This is a genomic window from Citrobacter sp. C13 (assembly GCF_014596815.2).
Taxonomy (GTDB): Bacteria; Pseudomonadota; Gammaproteobacteria; order Enterobacterales; family Enterobacteriaceae; genus Citrobacter; species Citrobacter portucalensis.
In genome coordinates this window covers 2,501,306-2,517,440 of sequence record NZ_CP115024.1, presented here as the reverse complement: position 1 = coordinate 2,517,440, position 16,135 = coordinate 2,501,306, and the positions used below count along the sequence as shown (strand labels likewise).

Annotated in this window: 16 protein-coding genes; 9 read left to right on the top strand and 7 right to left on the bottom strand. The window is 52.0% G+C overall.

Annotated features, from left to right (window positions below; genetic code table 11):
* Positions 1-165: 165 nt before the first annotated feature.
* Positions 166-261, bottom strand: a complete 96-nt coding sequence (gene mgtS / locus IB222_RS11990) for a protein MgtS (RefSeq protein ID WP_149384278.1) — start codon at positions 259-261, stop codon at positions 166-168.
* 486 nt (positions 262-747) lie between these two features.
* Here mgtS and urtA point away from each other — a divergent pair, with 486 nt between their 5' ends.
* Genes urtA through urtE form a run of 5 tightly spaced genes read left to right on the top strand, consistent with a single transcriptional unit; the run spans position 748 to position 6,215 of the window.
* Entirely contained in the window at positions 748-2,019 is a 1,272-nt protein-coding gene (urtA, locus tag IB222_RS11985; protein WP_148361994.1) for an urea ABC transporter substrate-binding protein, read from the top strand.
* A 43-nt stretch (positions 2,020-2,062) separates the two neighbouring features.
* The gene (urtB, locus tag IB222_RS11980) at positions 2,063-3,637 is read left to right on the top strand and encodes an urea ABC transporter permease subunit UrtB (RefSeq protein ID WP_149384277.1); all 1,575 of its coding nucleotides are present in this window, start codon (positions 2,063-2,065) and stop codon (positions 3,635-3,637) included.
* Positions 3,637-4,710 (top strand): urea ABC transporter permease subunit UrtC, encoded by a 1,074-nt coding sequence (gene urtC / locus IB222_RS11975; RefSeq protein ID WP_003832929.1) that lies wholly within the window; start codon positions 3,637-3,639, stop codon positions 4,708-4,710. Before urtB ends, urtC begins: the two co-directional genes overlap by 1 nt.
* Positions 4,710-5,507 (top strand): urea ABC transporter ATP-binding protein UrtD, encoded by a 798-nt coding sequence (gene urtD / locus IB222_RS11970; RefSeq protein WP_063941582.1) that lies wholly within the window; start codon positions 4,710-4,712, stop codon positions 5,505-5,507. Before urtC ends, urtD begins: the two co-directional genes overlap by 1 nt.
* 9 nt (positions 5,508-5,516) lie before the next feature.
* A complete protein-coding gene (urtE, locus tag IB222_RS11965) occupies positions 5,517-6,215 on the top strand; it encodes an urea ABC transporter ATP-binding subunit UrtE (RefSeq protein WP_003832931.1) in 699 nt (232 codons plus the stop codon).
* A gap of 40 nt (positions 6,216-6,255) precedes the next feature.
* Here the strand turns inward: urtE and ydeE are convergent, their stop codons facing one another.
* Entirely contained in the window at positions 6,256-7,443 is a 1,188-nt protein-coding gene (ydeE, locus tag IB222_RS11960) for an efflux MFS transporter YdeE (protein WP_149384276.1), read from the bottom strand.
* 198 nt (positions 7,444-7,641) lie between these two features.
* Between ydeE and eamA the strand changes: the two genes are divergently transcribed.
* A complete protein-coding gene (gene eamA, locus IB222_RS11955) occupies positions 7,642-8,541 on the top strand; it encodes an O-acetylserine/cysteine exporter (protein ID WP_149384275.1) in 900 nt (299 codons plus the stop codon).
* A gap of 30 nt (positions 8,542-8,571) precedes the next feature.
* Here eamA and marB read toward each other — a convergent pair whose 3' ends face one another.
* Genes marB through marR form a run of 3 tightly spaced genes read right to left on the bottom strand, consistent with a single transcriptional unit; the run spans position 8,572 to position 9,657 of the window.
* Positions 8,572-8,790, bottom strand: a complete 219-nt coding sequence (gene marB, locus IB222_RS11950; RefSeq protein ID WP_003832934.1) for a multiple antibiotic resistance protein MarB — start codon at positions 8,788-8,790, stop codon at positions 8,572-8,574.
* A 30-nt stretch (positions 8,791-8,820) separates the two neighbouring features.
* A complete protein-coding gene (gene marA, locus IB222_RS11945) occupies positions 8,821-9,204 on the bottom strand; it encodes an MDR efflux pump AcrAB transcriptional activator MarA (RefSeq protein ID WP_003032424.1) in 384 nt (127 codons plus the stop codon).
* 18 nt (positions 9,205-9,222) lie between these two features.
* Positions 9,223-9,657: a multiple antibiotic resistance transcriptional regulator MarR gene (gene marR / locus IB222_RS11940; RefSeq protein ID WP_003832935.1), complete on the bottom strand. Its 435-nt coding sequence runs from the start codon at positions 9,655-9,657 to the stop codon at positions 9,223-9,225.
* Between the two features lie 257 nt (positions 9,658-9,914).
* Between marR and IB222_RS11935 the strand changes: the two genes are divergently transcribed.
* Positions 9,915-10,580, top strand: a complete 666-nt coding sequence (locus IB222_RS11935) for a MarC family NAAT transporter (RefSeq protein ID WP_063941584.1) — start codon at positions 9,915-9,917, stop codon at positions 10,578-10,580.
* A 43-nt stretch (positions 10,581-10,623) separates the two neighbouring features.
* Here the strand turns inward: IB222_RS11935 and IB222_RS11930 are convergent, their stop codons facing one another.
* Positions 10,624-11,820 (bottom strand): sugar transporter, encoded by a 1,197-nt coding sequence (locus IB222_RS11930; RefSeq protein ID WP_149384274.1) that lies wholly within the window; start codon positions 11,818-11,820, stop codon positions 10,624-10,626.
* A 222-nt stretch (positions 11,821-12,042) separates the two neighbouring features.
* A complete protein-coding gene (locus IB222_RS11925; RefSeq protein WP_149384273.1) occupies positions 12,043-12,918 on the bottom strand; it encodes a LysR family transcriptional regulator in 876 nt (291 codons plus the stop codon).
* Between the two features lie 102 nt (positions 12,919-13,020).
* On the opposite strand from IB222_RS11925, the gene sad reads away from it, so the two are divergent.
* Positions 13,021-14,409 carry a succinate-semialdehyde dehydrogenase gene (gene sad, locus IB222_RS11920; protein ID WP_149384272.1) on the top strand — a complete coding sequence of 463 codons (1,389 nt, stop codon included), beginning with the start codon at positions 13,021-13,023 and terminating at the stop codon, positions 14,407-14,409.
* A gap of 103 nt (positions 14,410-14,512) precedes the next feature.
* Positions 14,513-16,090 carry a methyl-accepting chemotaxis protein gene (locus tag IB222_RS11915; RefSeq protein ID WP_149384271.1) on the top strand — a complete coding sequence of 526 codons (1,578 nt, stop codon included), beginning with the start codon at positions 14,513-14,515 and terminating at the stop codon, positions 16,088-16,090.
* The last annotated feature ends 45 nt before the right edge of the window (positions 16,091-16,135 follow it).

Sequence of the window (16,135 nt, the reverse complement as noted above, 5' to 3'; positions counted from 1 at the left end):
AAAACACAAATCTATCCATGCAAGCATTTACCGCTGGTATATCCGGCGGTTTTTTTTATCTGTAAATCAGGATAAAGGCACAGCGAGCGCGATTCAGGTAAAAAAATGGCCCCTTGTGCAGCTACGCAACAAGGGGCCGGGTCGGTGCAGGACTATCTCCGTTCATCAATCATCCCATCTGTGGCTAAAATACGCGGCCAGAAAACCGGAAAATAAAATAATTCCCAGAACAGCCATAAAAATATTCATATTATCCAGCATAGTAAATGCTCCTTTATCTGTGAGTTTCCTCTCTTACCTTAAGTTCACCTCGCTTATGACTATAGTAGCAATTCAATCTTAAACAAAGGCTGAACTGTGTGATTATTTCGACTGAAAAGTAAATTTTTGACATGATCACGTCGAATAAAATAAATAATAGTGACGAGACACATTTATCTGCGCACAAATAACCTTGTTTTTAAACCCTGAGACGCTGTTATGACGGTGTGATGCTGACACAGATTGTTGCACGTTTATAATGCAGAGTTGTCTCATGGTGGTTCATTTTTTCGTGTGATTAATCCTTTTGGCGGGAAAATGTAATACTGATTTTTGTGTGCGGGATGCTAATTTATTGATTTTATATGAGGTTTTAATATCTGGCATCGTTTTTGCCTTATCACTTCTGAACACCCTTAATTTGCACCGTTTTGTCTGCCCGGCTGCACCGGAGCTTTCAGCAAGTCTAATTTCAGGAGTGAAACTATGCAGCGTCGTACATTTTTAAAAGCTTTTGCACTTTCTGCCTCTGTTGTTGCAATGGGCGTGAGTTTTAGCGTTCAGGCAGCCGACACCATTAAGGTTGGCATCATGCATTCGTTATCCGGCACGATGGCCATATCCGAAACGCCGCTAAAAGATGTGGCGTTGATGACCATCGATGAAATAAATGCTCAGGGCGGTGTGTTGGGTAAAAAGCTGGAACCGGTGGTGGTTGACCCGGCCTCGAACTGGCCGTTATTTGCTGAAAAAGCAAGACAACTGCTGAGTCAGGACAAGGTGGCGGCAGTTTTCGGCTGCTGGACATCGGTTTCGCGTAAATCAGTTTTACCGGTATTTGAAGAGTTGAATGGTCTGCTGTTTTACCCGGTGCAATATGAAGGTGAGGAGATGTCGCCTAACGTCTTCTATACCGGCGCAGCCCCCAACCAGCAGGCGATCCCTGCGGTTGAGTATCTGATGAGTGAGGATGGCGGTAGCGCGAAACGCTTCTTCCTGCTGGGCACGGATTATGTTTATCCGCGCACGACCAACAAAATTTTACGCGCCTTTTTGCACTCAAAAGGGGTCGCCGATAAAGACATCGAAGAGGTGTACACCCCATTCGGACATAGCGATTACCAGACCATTGTCTCCAGTATTAAAAAATTCGCCGCAGGGGGAAAAACGGCGGTGGTATCAACCATCAATGGGGATTCTAACGTACCGTTCTATAAAGAGTTAGCGAATCAGGGGCTGAAAGCCACCGATGTGCCGGTGGTGGCTTTTTCCGTGGGCGAGGAGGAGCTACGCGGTATTGATACCAAACCGCTGGTGGGTAACCTTGCCGCCTGGAACTACTTTGAGTCTGTCGATAATGCGGCCAACAAGAAGTTTGTCGCGGATTACCGGGCGTATGCCAAAGCGCACAAATTACCGAATGCTGATTCGGTAGTGACGAACGACCCAATGGAAGCCACATATGTTGGCCTGCACATGTGGGCGCAGGCGGTAGAAAAAGCCGGAACTACCGATGTGGATAAAGTTCGTGCTGCTATGGCGGGGCAATCCTTCGCTGCACCATCAGGTTTTACCCTGACCATGGATGCGACCAACCATCACCTGCATAAACCCGTCATGATTGGCGAGATTGAAGGCAACGGCCAGTTTAACGTGGTGTGGCAAACCGATGAGCCGGTCCGCGCCCAGCCGTGGAGTCCGTACATCGCTGGTAATGATAAAAAATCTGAACAGCCTGTGAAAACCGCCAGCAACTGATCTAACGCCCTCCTGCGGGAGGGTAATGCTTTGGAGAACGCTCATGAAAGCTATGCGCTTGATTCGTGGTGTGTTGTTGCTGATGTGGTTTTTGCCGTGGATAGCCCAGGCCGCAGATGCTGATTCCTTTACCGCCGCCAACCGTGCTCAGCAGGCCGCCTTGCTTGAACAATGGGCGGCGAATCCCGACGTTCAGCGCATCCCGCTGCTCAGCGCGCTGCGAGATGAGAACCTGCTGACCGATAACACGAAAAATGCCTTCATCATGAACGGCTCGCACGTACAGCCGTTAGGAACAGCGACAGCCCCAAACGGCGAGCTAAAAAAAACTCGCCTGACTAACCGCCTGCGTAATTTGGTAGCCGGAGCGTTGGCTGTCCATCAGCTTTTAAGTGACAGTGTCACGGCAAGGGGGGAGGCAGCTCGTACATTACAGCGTGAGGCGCAGCCGGGCATGCTGCCGTTTTTACAACAACGACTGGCTCAGGAGTCAGATGGTGATGTGAAATCCGCACTCGCTATTGCACTGGCAAATCTGCAACTGAGTAGTACCTCGCCGGAGGTCAGGCTTCAGGCAATCGAACTATTAGGGGCGTCAAATGATCCTGAAACTCAGGTGCGCCTGCAGCCATTCACCCGGGCTGAACATGAACCCGATGCCCGAGTGCGTGCTGCCGCTGACGAAAGTCTGAATTCCATCTCGCATCGCATGAAGGTTGGGGATCTTCTAGGGCAGGCTTTCATGGGACTGTCACTGGGTTCTATTTTGCTGCTGGCGGCATTGGGTCTGGCGATAACCTATGGATTGCTCGGCGTCATCAATATGGCGCATGGCGAGATGTTAATGCTCGGGGCGTACTGTACCTGGATGGTGCAACAGTTGATGGGGCAGTTTTTCCCGCACGGGTTAGCCTGGTATCCGGTTATTGCACTTCCGGTCGCCTTTTTGCTGACTGCGGCAGTAGGAATGCTGCTCGAGCGAGGGGTGATACGCCATTTATATGGCCGTCCGCTTGAAACGCTACTGGCGACCTGGGGTATCAGCCTGATGCTCATCCAACTGGTGCGAATGACTTTCGGCGCGCAAAACCTGGAAGTCGCCAATCCGGCATGGCTTTCCGGCGGTATTCAGGTTTATGCCAATCTGATATTGCCATGGAACCGAATAGTGGTGCTTGGCTTTGCCATGCTGGTGCTGTTCTTCACCTGGCTGCTGTTGAATAAAACGCGCCTCGGGCTGCGCGTGCGTGCCGTGACGCAAAATCGCAATATGGCGGCCTGCTGCGGCGTACCCACCGGACGAGTCGATATGCTGGCCTTTGGCCTTGGTTCAGGAATTGCCGGACTGGGAGGCGTGGCGCTCTCGCAACTAGGTAACGTAGGACCGGAGCTGGGGCAAAGCTACATTATCGATTCGTTTTTGGTGGTGGTACTGGGCGGCGTTGGACAGCTTGCCGGGAGCGTGGCTGCGGCATTTGGGCTGGGGATCTTCAATAAAATTCTGGAGCCTCAGGTGGGGGCGGTTCTCGGCAAAATCATGATCCTGGTGCTGATCATTCTGTTTATTCAGAAACGACCTCAGGGACTGTTCGCGCTGAAAGGGAGGGTTATTGACTGATGACGATGCCAATGACAATAACGCTGGCGCGTAAAGCGCCGCGTGCAACACGCGTGCTGGGTCTGGGCTTACTGCTGGCGTTGATTATTCTGCCGTTTCTTGCGCTGTTACCTGCGGAGCATCCGCTGGCCATATCGGTGTGGACGTTGACGCTGGCCGGGAAAATTCTCTGCTATGCCATTGTGGCCGTTGCGCTGGATCTGGTGTGGGGCTATGCCGGAATGCTCTCGCTGGGACACGGTATCTTCTTCGCGCTGGGGGGCTATGCGATGGGAATGTACCTGATGCGGCAGGCTTCCGGCGAAGGATTACCGGCCTTTATGTCATTCCTGTCGTGGAGCGAGCTGCCCTGGTTTTGGTGGGGGACGCAACATTTTCTCTGGGCGATGCTGCTGGTTGTTCTGGTGCCGGGCCTGCTGGCGCTGGTATTTGGTTGGTTTGCCTTCCGTTCAAAAATCAAAGGTGTCTATTTCTCCATCATGACCCAGGCCCTGACTTTCGCCGGAATGTTGCTGTTTTTCCGCAATGAAACCGGCTTTGGTGGAAATAACGGCTTTACCGGTTTTACCACCATTCTGGGATTTCCGGTGACCGCGACGTCCACCAGGATCGCGCTGTTTCTGGCGACGGTTATGCTGCTGGTGCTGGCAATATGGCTGGGACTTGCGCTGGCCCGCAGTAAGTTTGGTCGTATTCTGACCGCCGTGCGCGATGCCGAGAACCGTCTGATGTTCTGTGGTTACGATCCGAAAGGTTTCAAGTTACTGGTGTGGACGCTTTCAGCTGTACTGTGCGGCCTGGCCGGGGCGCTTTATGTCCCGCAGGTAGGGATTATCAACCCCAGCGAAATGTCGCCGACCAACTCGATTGAAGCGGCGATTTGGGTTGCTCTGGGCGGACGTGGAACCCTGATCGGCCCGGTATTTGGCGCAGTACTGGTGAACGGTGCTAAAAGCCTGTTTACCGTCATTATGCCGGAATACTGGCAGCTGTTTCTTGGCCTGATCTTTATTGGCGTTACGCTTTTTTTACCTAGTGGTGTGATTGGCCTGTTTCGCAAAGGAGACAAATAATGCAGCCGGATGAAGGACTTTTTACACGCCAGATGCCGGGCGATCGGTTTCGCGAACAAACGGACCCGGTACTACAACTGGAAAAAATTAACGTTAATTTCGACGGATTCCAGGCGTTAACGGATCTCTCGCTCAATATTGGCGTCGGGGAACTGCGCTGTATTATTGGCCCCAACGGCGCCGGGAAGACGACGTTAATGGATGTCATAACCGGTAAAACCAGACCGCAAAGTGGTCGTGCGATATACGACCAGTCGACCGATTTAACAACGCTGGATCCCATCGCCATCGCGCGTCAGGGGATTGGACGGAAATTTCAGAAGCCCACGGTATTTGAAGCATTAACGGTGGAGGAGAACCTGGAGCTGGCGCTGAAAAATGATAAATCTGTCTGGGGTTCTCTACGGGCACGACTCTCAGGCGAACAACGGGATCATATTGATGAAGTACTGGCGCTGTTGCGGCTGGGTAATGAGCGGACCCGCCGCGCCGGACTGCTTTCGCATGGGCAAAAACAGTTTCTCGAAATTGGCATGCTGCTGGTGCAGGAGCCGCATTTACTGCTACTGGATGAACCCGCGGCGGGGATGACGGATGCGGAAACGGAATACACGGCGGAGCTGTTTCGCCAGCTTGCCGGTAAGCACTCTCTGATGGTTGTTGAGCACGATATGGGATTTGTTGAAACCATTGCCGATCGCGTCACAGTATTACATCAGGGACGTGTCCTGGCTCAGGGGAGCCTTCGCGATGTGCAGGCCAACGAGCAGGTTATTGAAGTCTATCTCGGGCGTTAAGGAGTTCATATGCTGCAGGTGAAAGAACTGAATCAATATTATGGTGGCAGCCATATTCTGCGCGGGGTGAGCTTTGAAGCGCGTATCGGCGAGGTGACATGCCTGCTGGGGCGTAACGGCGTGGGGAAAACAACACTACTAAAGTGTCTGATGGGGATTATTCCGGCCCGTAGCGGAAGCGTGCTCTGGCAGGATAAAAATGTCACTCACTGGAAGCCGCATCAGCGGGTCAGGGCCGGTGTGGCGTATGTCCCACAGGGGCGTGATATTTTTCCGCGTTTGACGGTAGAAGAGAATCTGCTGCTCGGTCTTTCCCGTTTTTCAGCACCGGAGGCCCGGCATGTGCCAGATGATATTTACGCGCTCTTTCCGGTTTTACAGGAGATGAAGCATCGGCGAGGCGGAGATTTGTCCGGCGGGCAACAGCAGCAACTGGCGATTGGGCGAGCGCTGGCAAGTCGCCCACAGCTGTTGATTCTCGATGAGCCCACCGAGGGGATTCAGCCTTCGGTAATTAAAGAGATTAGTCAGGTTATTTCTCAACTGGCGCACCGGGGTGATATGGCCATTTTGCTGGTGGAGCAGTTCTATGATTTTGCGCAGCAGCTAGCCGACAAATACCTGCTGATGTCGCGGGGCAGCATTATTCAACGCGGCGACGGTAAAAATATGGAGGCCGAGGGCGTACGGGGACTGGTTGCTATCTGAGGTATGCGACAGAGCGGTTTCGGCTCTGTCGCTATACTCATCAGCAGACTGCCGTCTGTCCCCAGGGCTTGGCGCGCATGCCTTTTATCATGAGCGTCCAGGCAAGAACGATCGCCACTATCAGCGCGACAAACAGCGACCATGGCGGCAATGTGGTTAAAATGACGCCGCTGACTAATGGGTTAACCGCTGCGCCAAGCCAGCCCAACGACTGGGCGGAAAAATAGCTGGCTTTCATGCCTGCTGGCGCGATGTTGTCGATAAGCATATATTCGCCCGGCGCGTAAATGACTTCGCCGATAGTGAAAAAGGCAGCAGAAATCCCCCATAACAACAGACTGTTGCCGGAAAAGGCGAAACCGATCAGGCCAACGACAAAGAAGACTGTACCCATTGTCATTAACGGGCGGATATTCGTGGCAGTGAGCCTGCGACCAAGTGCGTATTGCAGTGATACTACGATGGCGGCGTTCACGGGCAGGACCACCGCCACGACTTTCTCGGCAAAATCGCCATCGGCGACCACCATAACGTATTGCGAAATACAGGACGCAAAAGCACCGCCAACAAACGATGCCAGAAAGGCCGATAACGTAAACCAGAATAATGCCCGGTCGCGCAGGAGTACCGAAGGGGACCACACCGCGGCGTTTAAACCTTCTGATGGTGCTGTTGAACGTTTTACCCAGGTCTGGATAAACACCAGTGGCAATGCTGAACAGGCGGCAGCCAGCCAGAATGGCAGGTTAATGCTTTGCATCACCAGCAGCGTGCCCAGCGGTGGACCAACGGTCCAGCCAATATTCAGCACGGTATAGTTAAGCGAGAAAATTTTAGTCTTGTTGGTAGCAGACAGATTATCGGCAAACCAGGCCTTCAGCACCGTGGCGAAGACGGAGTAGGCACAGTTGATCAGAGCAAAGAGCAAAACCACGACCACCACGTTATGCACCAGTGGGATCGCAATAAAGCCGGACGCAAAGCCACAAATTGCCAGCAGCATAAAGCGTTTTTTTTCAAATTTATCGGCCAGGATGCCGAATCCAAGACTGAAAACGACGCCAATAGTCAGTGCTACTGTCATTGCATAACCGATCAGATCGACACCCAGGCCATACTGACGACTGAGGTAAATCGTCATGAATGGCAGAGTGGCGCCACGGCCAATTGTTAATAACAAAGATGACGCGAGTAACGCGAGAGTGGACCTTCTCAGAGAGATATTCATTTTCCTGCCCGACAATGCATGTTGTTATGTTTTTTTTAGATATAAGAAACAAATAGCATGCTAAAACTGTGATGTACACTCAATAAGTTGTCCGAAAATGCCTTGCGTGGCCTACCTGAAATAATGATCTGTTACGGCACAACGATTTCCGTTACTTTAACTTGTTTACAAAAATTTAATATTTGCAGGGGCGGTGGTATGTCGCGTAAAGACGGGTTATTAGCGTTACTGGTCGTTGTGGTTTGGGGACTGAACTTTGTGGTCATCAAAGTTGGGCTGCATAATATGCCCCCCTTAATGCTGGCAGGGCTGCGTTTTTTACTGGTGGCGTTCCCGGCAATACTCTTTGTTGCCAGGCCGAAAATCCCACTTTCGCTGTTGCTCGGCTATGGGCTGACCATCAGTTTTGGGCAGTTTGCGTTTCTCTTTAGCGCTATCAAATTCGGTATGCCTGCCGGGTTAGCTTCTCTGGTATTACAGGCTCAGGCGTTTTTCACCATCATTCTGGGGGCATTCGCCTTTGGCGAACGTCTGCAGGGTAAACAGCTGGTAGGCATTGCGCTGGCGGTATTTGGCGTGCTGGTGCTGATTGAGGCCAGTCTGAACGGGCAGCATGTTGGCATGCTCGGTTTTATGCTGACGCTGGCGGCGGCGCTAAGCTGGGCCTGCGGCAATATCTTTAACAAAAAAATCATGCAGCATACCTCGCGCCCAGCCGTTATGTCGTTGGTGGTATGGAGCGCGTTAATCCCTATTGCTCCGTTCTTCCTTGCTTCATTAATTCTCGATGGTCCAACGCAAATTACCCAAAGTCTGGTGGCGATAGATATGACCACCATTCTGTCACTGGTTTATCTGGCGTTTGTGGCGACCATTGTGGGTTATGGCATCTGGGGTTCGTTACTCGGACGCTATGAGACCTGGCGGGTAGCGCCGCTATCGCTGTTGGTGCCGGTCGTTGGGCTGGCGAGTGCGGTCGTGCTGCTGGATGAAACGCTGACCGGATTGCAACTGCTCGGTGCGCTACTGATCATGGCTGGGTTGTATATCAATGTGTTTGGCTTTCGGTTGCGTAAGGTTGCGTCGGTGAGGGGCTAAAAAAAGCCCCGCAGTGGCGGGGCAATATAATTACAGGTTGCGCATATTGTAATAAGGCACACCTAATTCGTCGGACTTGTCGCTGCCTGCACCCATATGATTAAAATCGAACGGGGACTGATCGTGCGCAGGGGGCATAATCATCGCGTCGCGACTGTTCTGGGTGGCAGGTTGCGCGGTCTGTTCCGCCATGCTCTGGCCCGAAACAACAAACAGCAGGGCCAGCATTGCATAAGACAGAAGTTTCATGATTTCCTCGGTTACGTCGTTAACTGGCGTTTAGCAATTACATTGATTAAGTGGGAGCAAATAGCGTGATTCGCCGTGCATATTCGTCATACGGTATTTATGCGGCGGAACATCAAAATAGTTTTTGAATGTCCGGGTCAGCGTCTGCTGAGACTCAAAACCGTAACGCTCTGCCAGATAAAGAATAGGTTCGTTACTTTCTTTTAGTTTTTGCGCTATTTCAGTCATTTTACGGCTGCGAATGTATTGACCCAGTGAATGACCGGTTTCTTTTTTAAACATCCGTTGCAGGTGCCATTTGGAGTAACCTGAACGCTCTGACACTTTTTCCAGTGAGAGCGGCGATTCAAGGTTATTTTCGATCCAGTCCAAAATGCTATGAATAGTGATTGTGTCAGTATTGCGTCTGGACATCGTCATACCTCTTTCTGGTTACGGCAGGATTCTCTTAAGCAAGTGCTCAAGTGTGGCTACTTCATCCGCCGTTAAGTTTTTTGTTAGTTCCTGGTGCAGGTCTTGCCCTACTAATTGATGACACTGCTCGCAAATTGCTGCGCCATGCTCGGTGAGTTTCACCAGCACGCCACGCTTATCATGTGGATTCGGAAGCCTTTCTATCCAGCCTTTACAGGCCAGTCTGTCCAGCATCCGCGTCAGGGCGCCAAGGTCGACAGACAGCACTTTTTTCAATTCGACAGGGGTGATGCACACCGCGCAACGGATGGAGCAGAGCACCTTGAACTGCGATGCCGTGATATCCAGCGGTGACAAATAGTCGTTTAACAAACGATCTTTTTTCTGATTAACCATATAGATCAAACGACCCAGTGGGATGATTTCGTTAAACAGATCACTGGTGTTTTTCACAATGATTGCCCTGGCAAGTAGTTAGTCACGGCTGATATTATTGCTTAGGCAAATATAAGTCAAACGAATGAATCCGCAAATGCCACGTTTTGCTAAATCATCAGACTCAATACCTGGAATGTGGAAATTTAACGATCTGATAATTATGGTTTATACGTGCAGATGAAAAATGAATCCTTACATCGCGAAAATGGCTTATCTTCTGGATTTCACCGTATACTTGCCGTTGACGATTAACGCACAGGAAAGATGACATTATGATGGACTTGTTTAAAGCAATAGGGCTGGGGCTGGTAGTCCTGTTACCGTTGGCAAACCCGTTAACCACCGTGGCGTTGTTCCTTGGCCTTGCTGGCAACATGAACAGCGCAGAGCGTAACCGTCAGTCACTCATGGCATCTGTTTACGTGTTTGCCATCATGATGGTGGCGTACTATGCCGGGCAACTGGTGATGAATACCTTCGGGATTTCGATTCCAGGACTCCGTATTGCGGGTGGGTTAATCGTTGCGTTTATCGGCTTTCGGATGCTGTTTCCGCAGCAGAAGGCGCATGATTCTCCGGAAGCGAGAAGCAAGTCAGAAGAGCTGGAAGACGAGCCGACTGCCAATATCGCCTTTGTACCGCTGGCTATGCCAAGCACTGCCGGTCCGGGGACGATTGCGATGATCATCAGTTCCGCGTCAACCGTGCGCCATGGCTCCGAATTTCCGGACTGGGTGATCATGATCGCGCCGCCGATTATTTTTGCGGTTGTCGGGATTATCCTGTGGGGCTGTTTGCGCAGTTCCGGGGGGATCATGCGCCTGGTCGGCAAAGGTGGTATCGAAGCGATTTCTCGTCTGATGGGCTTCTTGCTGGTGTGTATGGGCGTGCAGTTTATTATTAACGGCGTGCTGGAAATTATTAAAACCTACGCTTAGAACACTGTGCCCGGTAATCGGTAATGTCTACCGGGCTCATTTTTTACGAATGCTGAGGCTGTTCTTCCAGCGATACCGGCCATTTACGAAAGATAATCACCGACCATATCAACGCCACCACGGCAGGCACTGCGCCGACGTAACCAATCGTAGACATTGACCACTGCAAACTCACCTGATTGCCTACCAGCGCGCCAGCGCCAATACCGATATTAAAGATGCCTGAGAACAGTGCCATTGCGACGTCAGTCGCATCAGGAGCAAGCGCCAGCACTTTCACCTGCATACCCAGACCTATCAGCATGATGGCGACACCCCAGAAAATACTCAGGATAGCAAGGTGCATTTCGCTGTCAGCAGCGGGAAGTAACAACACCAGGCATACCGTCAACAGGGCAATGGCACTGCTAATCAGTACGGAAGCATGCAGATTCCCCAGCTTACCGAAAATGACGCTACCGACAATTCCCGCGCCACCCAGAACCAGCAACAGCACGGTAGCAAAGTTTGCGCTCAGACCCGCGACGGTCTGCACAAACGGCTCGATATAGCTGTAGGCCGTGTAATGTGCGGTGACCACAATCACCGTCAGTAGATACAGACTCATCAATGCCGGACGATGGAATAACACCGGCAGGCTTTTTAAAGAGCCGGAGTGCTCACTGGGTAGTTTGGGCAGGAGCTTAATCAGGCAAAGCAGGGTAACTAACGCCCCCATGCCGATGGCGAAGAAGGTGGTGCGCCAGCCAAAATACTGACCGACAATGCGCCCGATGGGCAGACCCAATACCATAGCCAGCGCGGTGCCGGTGGCAATCAGGCTGAGAGCCTGTGCACGTTTACCGGCAGGAGCCAGGCGGATCGCCAGCGATGCGGTGATCGACCAGAAAATAGCGTGCGCAAAGGCAATACCAATACGGCTAATTACCAGCACGGTAAAATCCCATGCCAGGAAAGAGAGAATATGACTGGCGATAAACACAACAAACAGACAGATCAGCAGTTTTCGGCGCTCCACCTGACTGGTAAGTAACATAAAAGGGAGCGACATCAGGGCGACAACCCAGGCGTAGATCGTCAGCATGATCCCGACCTGAGCAGTCTGCATATTGAAGCTTTGTGCGATGTCGGACAGCAAGCCGACAGGGACAAACTCTGTGGTATTGAAAATAAAACCGGCAATGGCAAGCGTAACTACCCGTAGCCACGCGACCTTGCGGGAAACAGTGTCTGTTGTCATATCAAATAAGAGGATTAGCTGCGAAAAGGTAAGGCCACGATCTTAAAACGTTTGCTGGCGAAAATACAATCATTTTGTGATGCGGATCTCATTTCATTGGCAGGGCGCCACAATTTGCTGCCGAACATTCCTCGTATTTTTAACTATTTCAATAATAATGAAATTCCGGGCGTATGACTTCACCCGGATTTACAGGTATTCATGTTCTTTGAGGAGCGCCAGTTACTCCGCGCTCTGTGATAACTGAGGGTTCAACACCTCAATAAACGCTTCCAGCTGACGTGTCATTGCACCTCTGCGCCAGACCAGCCATGTATTCAGCCAGCGCCAGTTCTCGCTTAGCGGCCAGGCGTTGACCTGATGATGCCCTGGCATGCTCTCCAGCATCGAACGCGGGATCAGTGCGATACCCGCGCCGGCAATGACGCAGGCCAGCATGCCGTGATATGACTCCATTTCATGAATGGTGCCGGGCATGGCGCGATCGGCATGAAACCAGCTTTCAAAATGGCGGCGATAGGAACAGTTGGCGCGAAAGGCGTAAATACTGCAACCGTTGACGTCACTGGCCCGCTTAATGGGGGGATGACCGTTAGGCGTGACAATCATCATCTCTTCACGGTAGACCGGCATTCCTTCAAGTCCCGGATGGGTAATTGGACCATCGACAAAGGCAGCGTTCAATGTACCGTCGAGCACGCCGTCCAGCATTGTGCCTGAAGGACCTGTCGCCAGCGCGAACTGAATTTTGGGGTAACGCTGGTTATATTCAGCCAGCGTGGCGGGGATGCGAACTGCTGCTGTACTTTCAAGCGAGCCGAGAGAGAAGAGTCCTTGCGGCTCATCCCCGGCGACGACCATCCTGGCTTCCTCAACCAGTGCCAGGATCCGCTGGCTGTAGCGCAAAAAGTTGTGCCCGGATGGGGAAAGCCGCAGGCGCTGGTTTTCACGAATAAACAGATCAACACCCAGGTCGGCTTCAAGCTGACGTATACGGGTGGTGAGATTGGATGGCACGCGATGCACCTTCGCGGCGGCCTGCGTAATACTGCCAGTCTCCGCGACGGCATTGAACATTTCCAACTGCGTCAGATCCATAATATTCTCTATTCGTGAATGGTATGGTTAATATTATTCATTTTTCAGAAAGAGTAAATATGCTCATGATATAACCATACCCTGCGATAAAGAGAGGCACTTATGACTATCACAGCAGCAACACATGCGATTTCCATTGACCCTGCCAGCGGTGAAAGGCTGACGGCAACGCCGTGGGCCAGCGCGGAAGAGATTGATCATGCGCTGAACCTTGCCGCGAATGGCTATAACGAATGGAAACATACTTCCGTTGAGCACCGTGCGCAAACGCTGCGCCAGATCGGGCAAGCTCTGCGCCATCGTGCGGAAGAGATGGCGGAGTGTATCTCACGTGAAATGGGTAAACCCATTAAGCAGGCGCGTGCTGAAGTCGTCAAGTCAGCTGCATTGTGTGACTGGTACGCCGAGCATGGACCGGCGATGCTCAATCCGGAACCCACGCTGGTGGAGAATAACCAGGCGGTGATTGAGTATCGTCCGCTAGGAACCATTCTGGCGATCATGCCGTGGAACTTCCCGCTCTGGCAGGTAATGCGAGGTGCCGTCCCGATTCTGTTGGCCGGAAATGGCTATCTGTTAAAGCATGCGCCTAACGTAACCGGCTGTGCTGCAATTATTGCGCAGGTTTTCGCTGATGCTGGTGTACCCGCGGGGGTTTACGGTTGGGTGAATGCCGATAACGCCGGGGTCAGTCAGATGATCAATGACCCGCGTATCGCGGCGATAACGGTAACGGGAAGCGTACGTGCCGGTGCGGCGATTGGCGCCCAGGCGGGTGCCGCGCTGAAAAAATGTGTGCTTGAACTGGGCGGCTCCGATCCGTTTATTGTCCTCAATGATGCTGACCTCGATCTGGCCGTTAAGGCGGCGGTCGCTGGGCGTTATCAGAACACAGGGCAGGTTTGTGCGGCAGCCAAGCGCTTTATTATCGAAGAAGGGATTGCGGCAGAATTTACTTCACGCTTTGTGGCCGCTGCGAGTGCGCTCAAAATGGGCGATCCGCTAAACGAAGAAAACGATCTGGGGCCGATGGCGCGATTTGATCTGCGTGATGAGCTACACCAGCAGGTAGAAGCCACCCTTGCCGAAGGGGCACGGTTACTGCTCGGCGGGGAAAAAATTGCGGGTCAGGGCAATTACTATGCCGTGACGGTACTGGGCGATGTCACTCCGGAAATGACGGCGTTCCGCCAGGAGCTGTTTGGTCCGGTTGCGGCAATTACCGTGGCGAAGAATGCTGAACATGCCTTAGCGCTGGCGAATGACAGTGATTTCGGCTTATCCGCCACGGTGTTTACTGCGGATGAAGCGCTGGCGCAGAAGATGGCGTCACGCCTGGAGTGTGGTGGCGTATTTATCAATGGTTACAGCGCCAGCGATGCTCGCGTTGCGTTTGGTGGTGTGAAGAAAAGTGGCTTTGGCCGCGAACTTTCTCACTTTGGCCTGCATGAGTTTTGTAACGTGCAGACCGTCTGGAAAAACCGCCTTTGATGGTGTGGGTGCCTCCGCTGGGGGCACCTGTCTTATTTCTGCAATTTTTCTGTCATTTACTCTCCGTACACTCGCGACTAACGCTTTGATACAGAAGAGTAATATGAACATAACGCAAATTTCCCATCGTCTAATACCCCGTCAGTTCGGTCTGTTAACCGGCATTTTTTGCATTATTGCGCTGTTCTCTGTTTTGCAGGTCGTGTCCTCCTTGATGCTCTCGGCCTCAGTCAGTGACGCACAGCAGAATGAAGGGCGTAATCAACTCGCGCTTTTGCAGCAGGCAAAGGTTGATGAAGCGCGGGTGGCGTTATTATCTGCCAGCGATTTACTTAACCGTGCGGGGATTTATTTTATGCAGGATGCCGCCACCGGATCGGACGGGAGTTGGCGTCCGTTAATGGAAGAGGCGTATCGGACGCTGGCGCAGTCAAAAAGTGCATGGGAGGCCTGGCGGGATATGAAGCCGCAGTCGGATCCGGATCTAACGGAGAGCTATCAGCGTTTTTATAGCGGTATTAAGGAGCAGGCGGACGGGCTGATGCAGTCAGGTTCTATTGATGCATTTTTTGCCGTACCCGTGCAGGCCTTTCAGACAGACTTTAACGGTAATTACGCGCGCTTTCAGCAGGGCAGTGGGCGACATGCGGAAGCTGGGCGTCAGCAGCTGTTGACCAGTCTTGAGCGTTTACAGAATCTATTTTTGTTTATTCCTCTGGTACTGGTGGTTATCGCCTTTCTGGTCTGGCGTAGTATGTTCCGTTGGGTGATTATGCCGCTGCGACGGCTGATCGATCATATCGATATTTTAGCGGCGGGTGATCTTTCCCGGCCAGCCCCGCAGGTAAGTCAGTTTAATCGGGAAGTGACGCAATTAAGTTCGCGTATTGCTGCAATGCAGCAGGGGCTCTGCGCGCTGGTACGGCAGGTGAATGATGCCACCACCGCAATGGTAGGAAATATCAACGAACTTGCGCAGAACAATAAACAGCTATACCAGCAGTCGGCAAAACAAAGTGAAGAGTTGAGCACTGTGACATCGCATATTTCGGTTCTGGAAACGCATGTTGAGGATAACAGTGGCTTTGCTGAACTGGCGAATCAACGCGCAGTGCAGGCGCGTGATATTGCGGCAGGTGGAGACCGAATGATGGCGACGGTAAATGCGTCAATGCAGGCGATTGTGACTCGCTCGTCTGAAATGCGAGGGATTACAACGCTTATCGACAACATTGCATTTCAGACAAATATCCTGGCTCTCAACGCCGCAATCGAGGCAGCACATGCCGGGGAGCAAGGGCGCGGGTTTGCCGTGGTTGCGAAAGAAGTTGGGCTGCTGGCGCGAAAAAGCGGTCAGTCTACGCAAAACATTCAGACACTGATTAAACACTCGTTACAGGGCATTGAAGAGGGCTTTCACGCGGTTAACGGACTGGATAAGAATTTGCAGCAGGTTATCGCACTGGTGGAAAACCTCGGCGCGTTACTGAACGATATTTCGACTGCAACGTTAAATCAGGGGAACAGTATTCACCAGTTAACCCGTCAGCTCCATGTCCTGAACGGCGAAGCCCGACAAACCAGTGATTTGGTGAATGCTGCATCTGATTCTTCCTTACAGCTTCACCATGAATCTAACCAGCTTATGCAGGCCGTGGCCAGATTCCGCCTTCCGGCCTGACGTTGCGTATTCAGCTCTGTTATACTCGCAGGCCTTTCATACCTG

Excerpts from the sequence above, each read along its gene's own strand:
- mgtS (WP_149384278.1), bottom strand. The coding sequence starts at position 261 with ATGCTGGATAATATGAATATTTTTATGGCTGTTCTGGGAATTATTTTA.
- urtA (WP_148361994.1), top strand. The coding sequence starts at position 748 with ATGCAGCGTCGTACATTTTTAAAAGCTTTTGCACTTTCTGCCTCTGTT.
- urtB (WP_149384277.1), top strand. The coding sequence starts at position 2,063 with ATGAAAGCTATGCGCTTGATTCGTGGTGTGTTGTTGCTGATGTGGTTT.
- urtC (WP_003832929.1), top strand. The coding sequence starts at position 3,637 with ATGACGATGCCAATGACAATAACGCTGGCGCGTAAAGCGCCGCGTGCA.
- urtD (WP_063941582.1), top strand. The coding sequence starts at position 4,710 with ATGCAGCCGGATGAAGGACTTTTTACACGCCAGATGCCGGGCGATCGG.
- urtE (WP_003832931.1), top strand. The coding sequence starts at position 5,517 with ATGCTGCAGGTGAAAGAACTGAATCAATATTATGGTGGCAGCCATATT.
- ydeE (WP_149384276.1), bottom strand. The coding sequence starts at position 7,443 with ATGAATATCTCTCTGAGAAGGTCCACTCTCGCGTTACTCGCGTCATCT.
- eamA (WP_149384275.1), top strand. The coding sequence starts at position 7,642 with ATGTCGCGTAAAGACGGGTTATTAGCGTTACTGGTCGTTGTGGTTTGG.
- marB (WP_003832934.1), bottom strand. The coding sequence starts at position 8,790 with ATGAAACTTCTGTCTTATGCAATGCTGGCCCTGCTGTTTGTTGTTTCG.
- marA (WP_003032424.1), bottom strand. The coding sequence starts at position 9,204 with ATGTCCAGACGCAATACTGACACAATCACTATTCATAGCATTTTGGAC.
- IB222_RS11935 (WP_063941584.1), top strand. The coding sequence starts at position 9,915 with ATGATGGACTTGTTTAAAGCAATAGGGCTGGGGCTGGTAGTCCTGTTA.
- IB222_RS11930 (WP_149384274.1), bottom strand. The coding sequence starts at position 11,820 with ATGACAACAGACACTGTTTCCCGCAAGGTCGCGTGGCTACGGGTAGTT.
- IB222_RS11925 (WP_149384273.1), bottom strand. The coding sequence starts at position 12,918 with ATGGATCTGACGCAGTTGGAAATGTTCAATGCCGTCGCGGAGACTGGC.
- sad (WP_149384272.1), top strand. The coding sequence starts at position 13,021 with ATGACTATCACAGCAGCAACACATGCGATTTCCATTGACCCTGCCAGC.
- IB222_RS11915 (WP_149384271.1), top strand. The coding sequence starts at position 14,513 with ATGAACATAACGCAAATTTCCCATCGTCTAATACCCCGTCAGTTCGGT.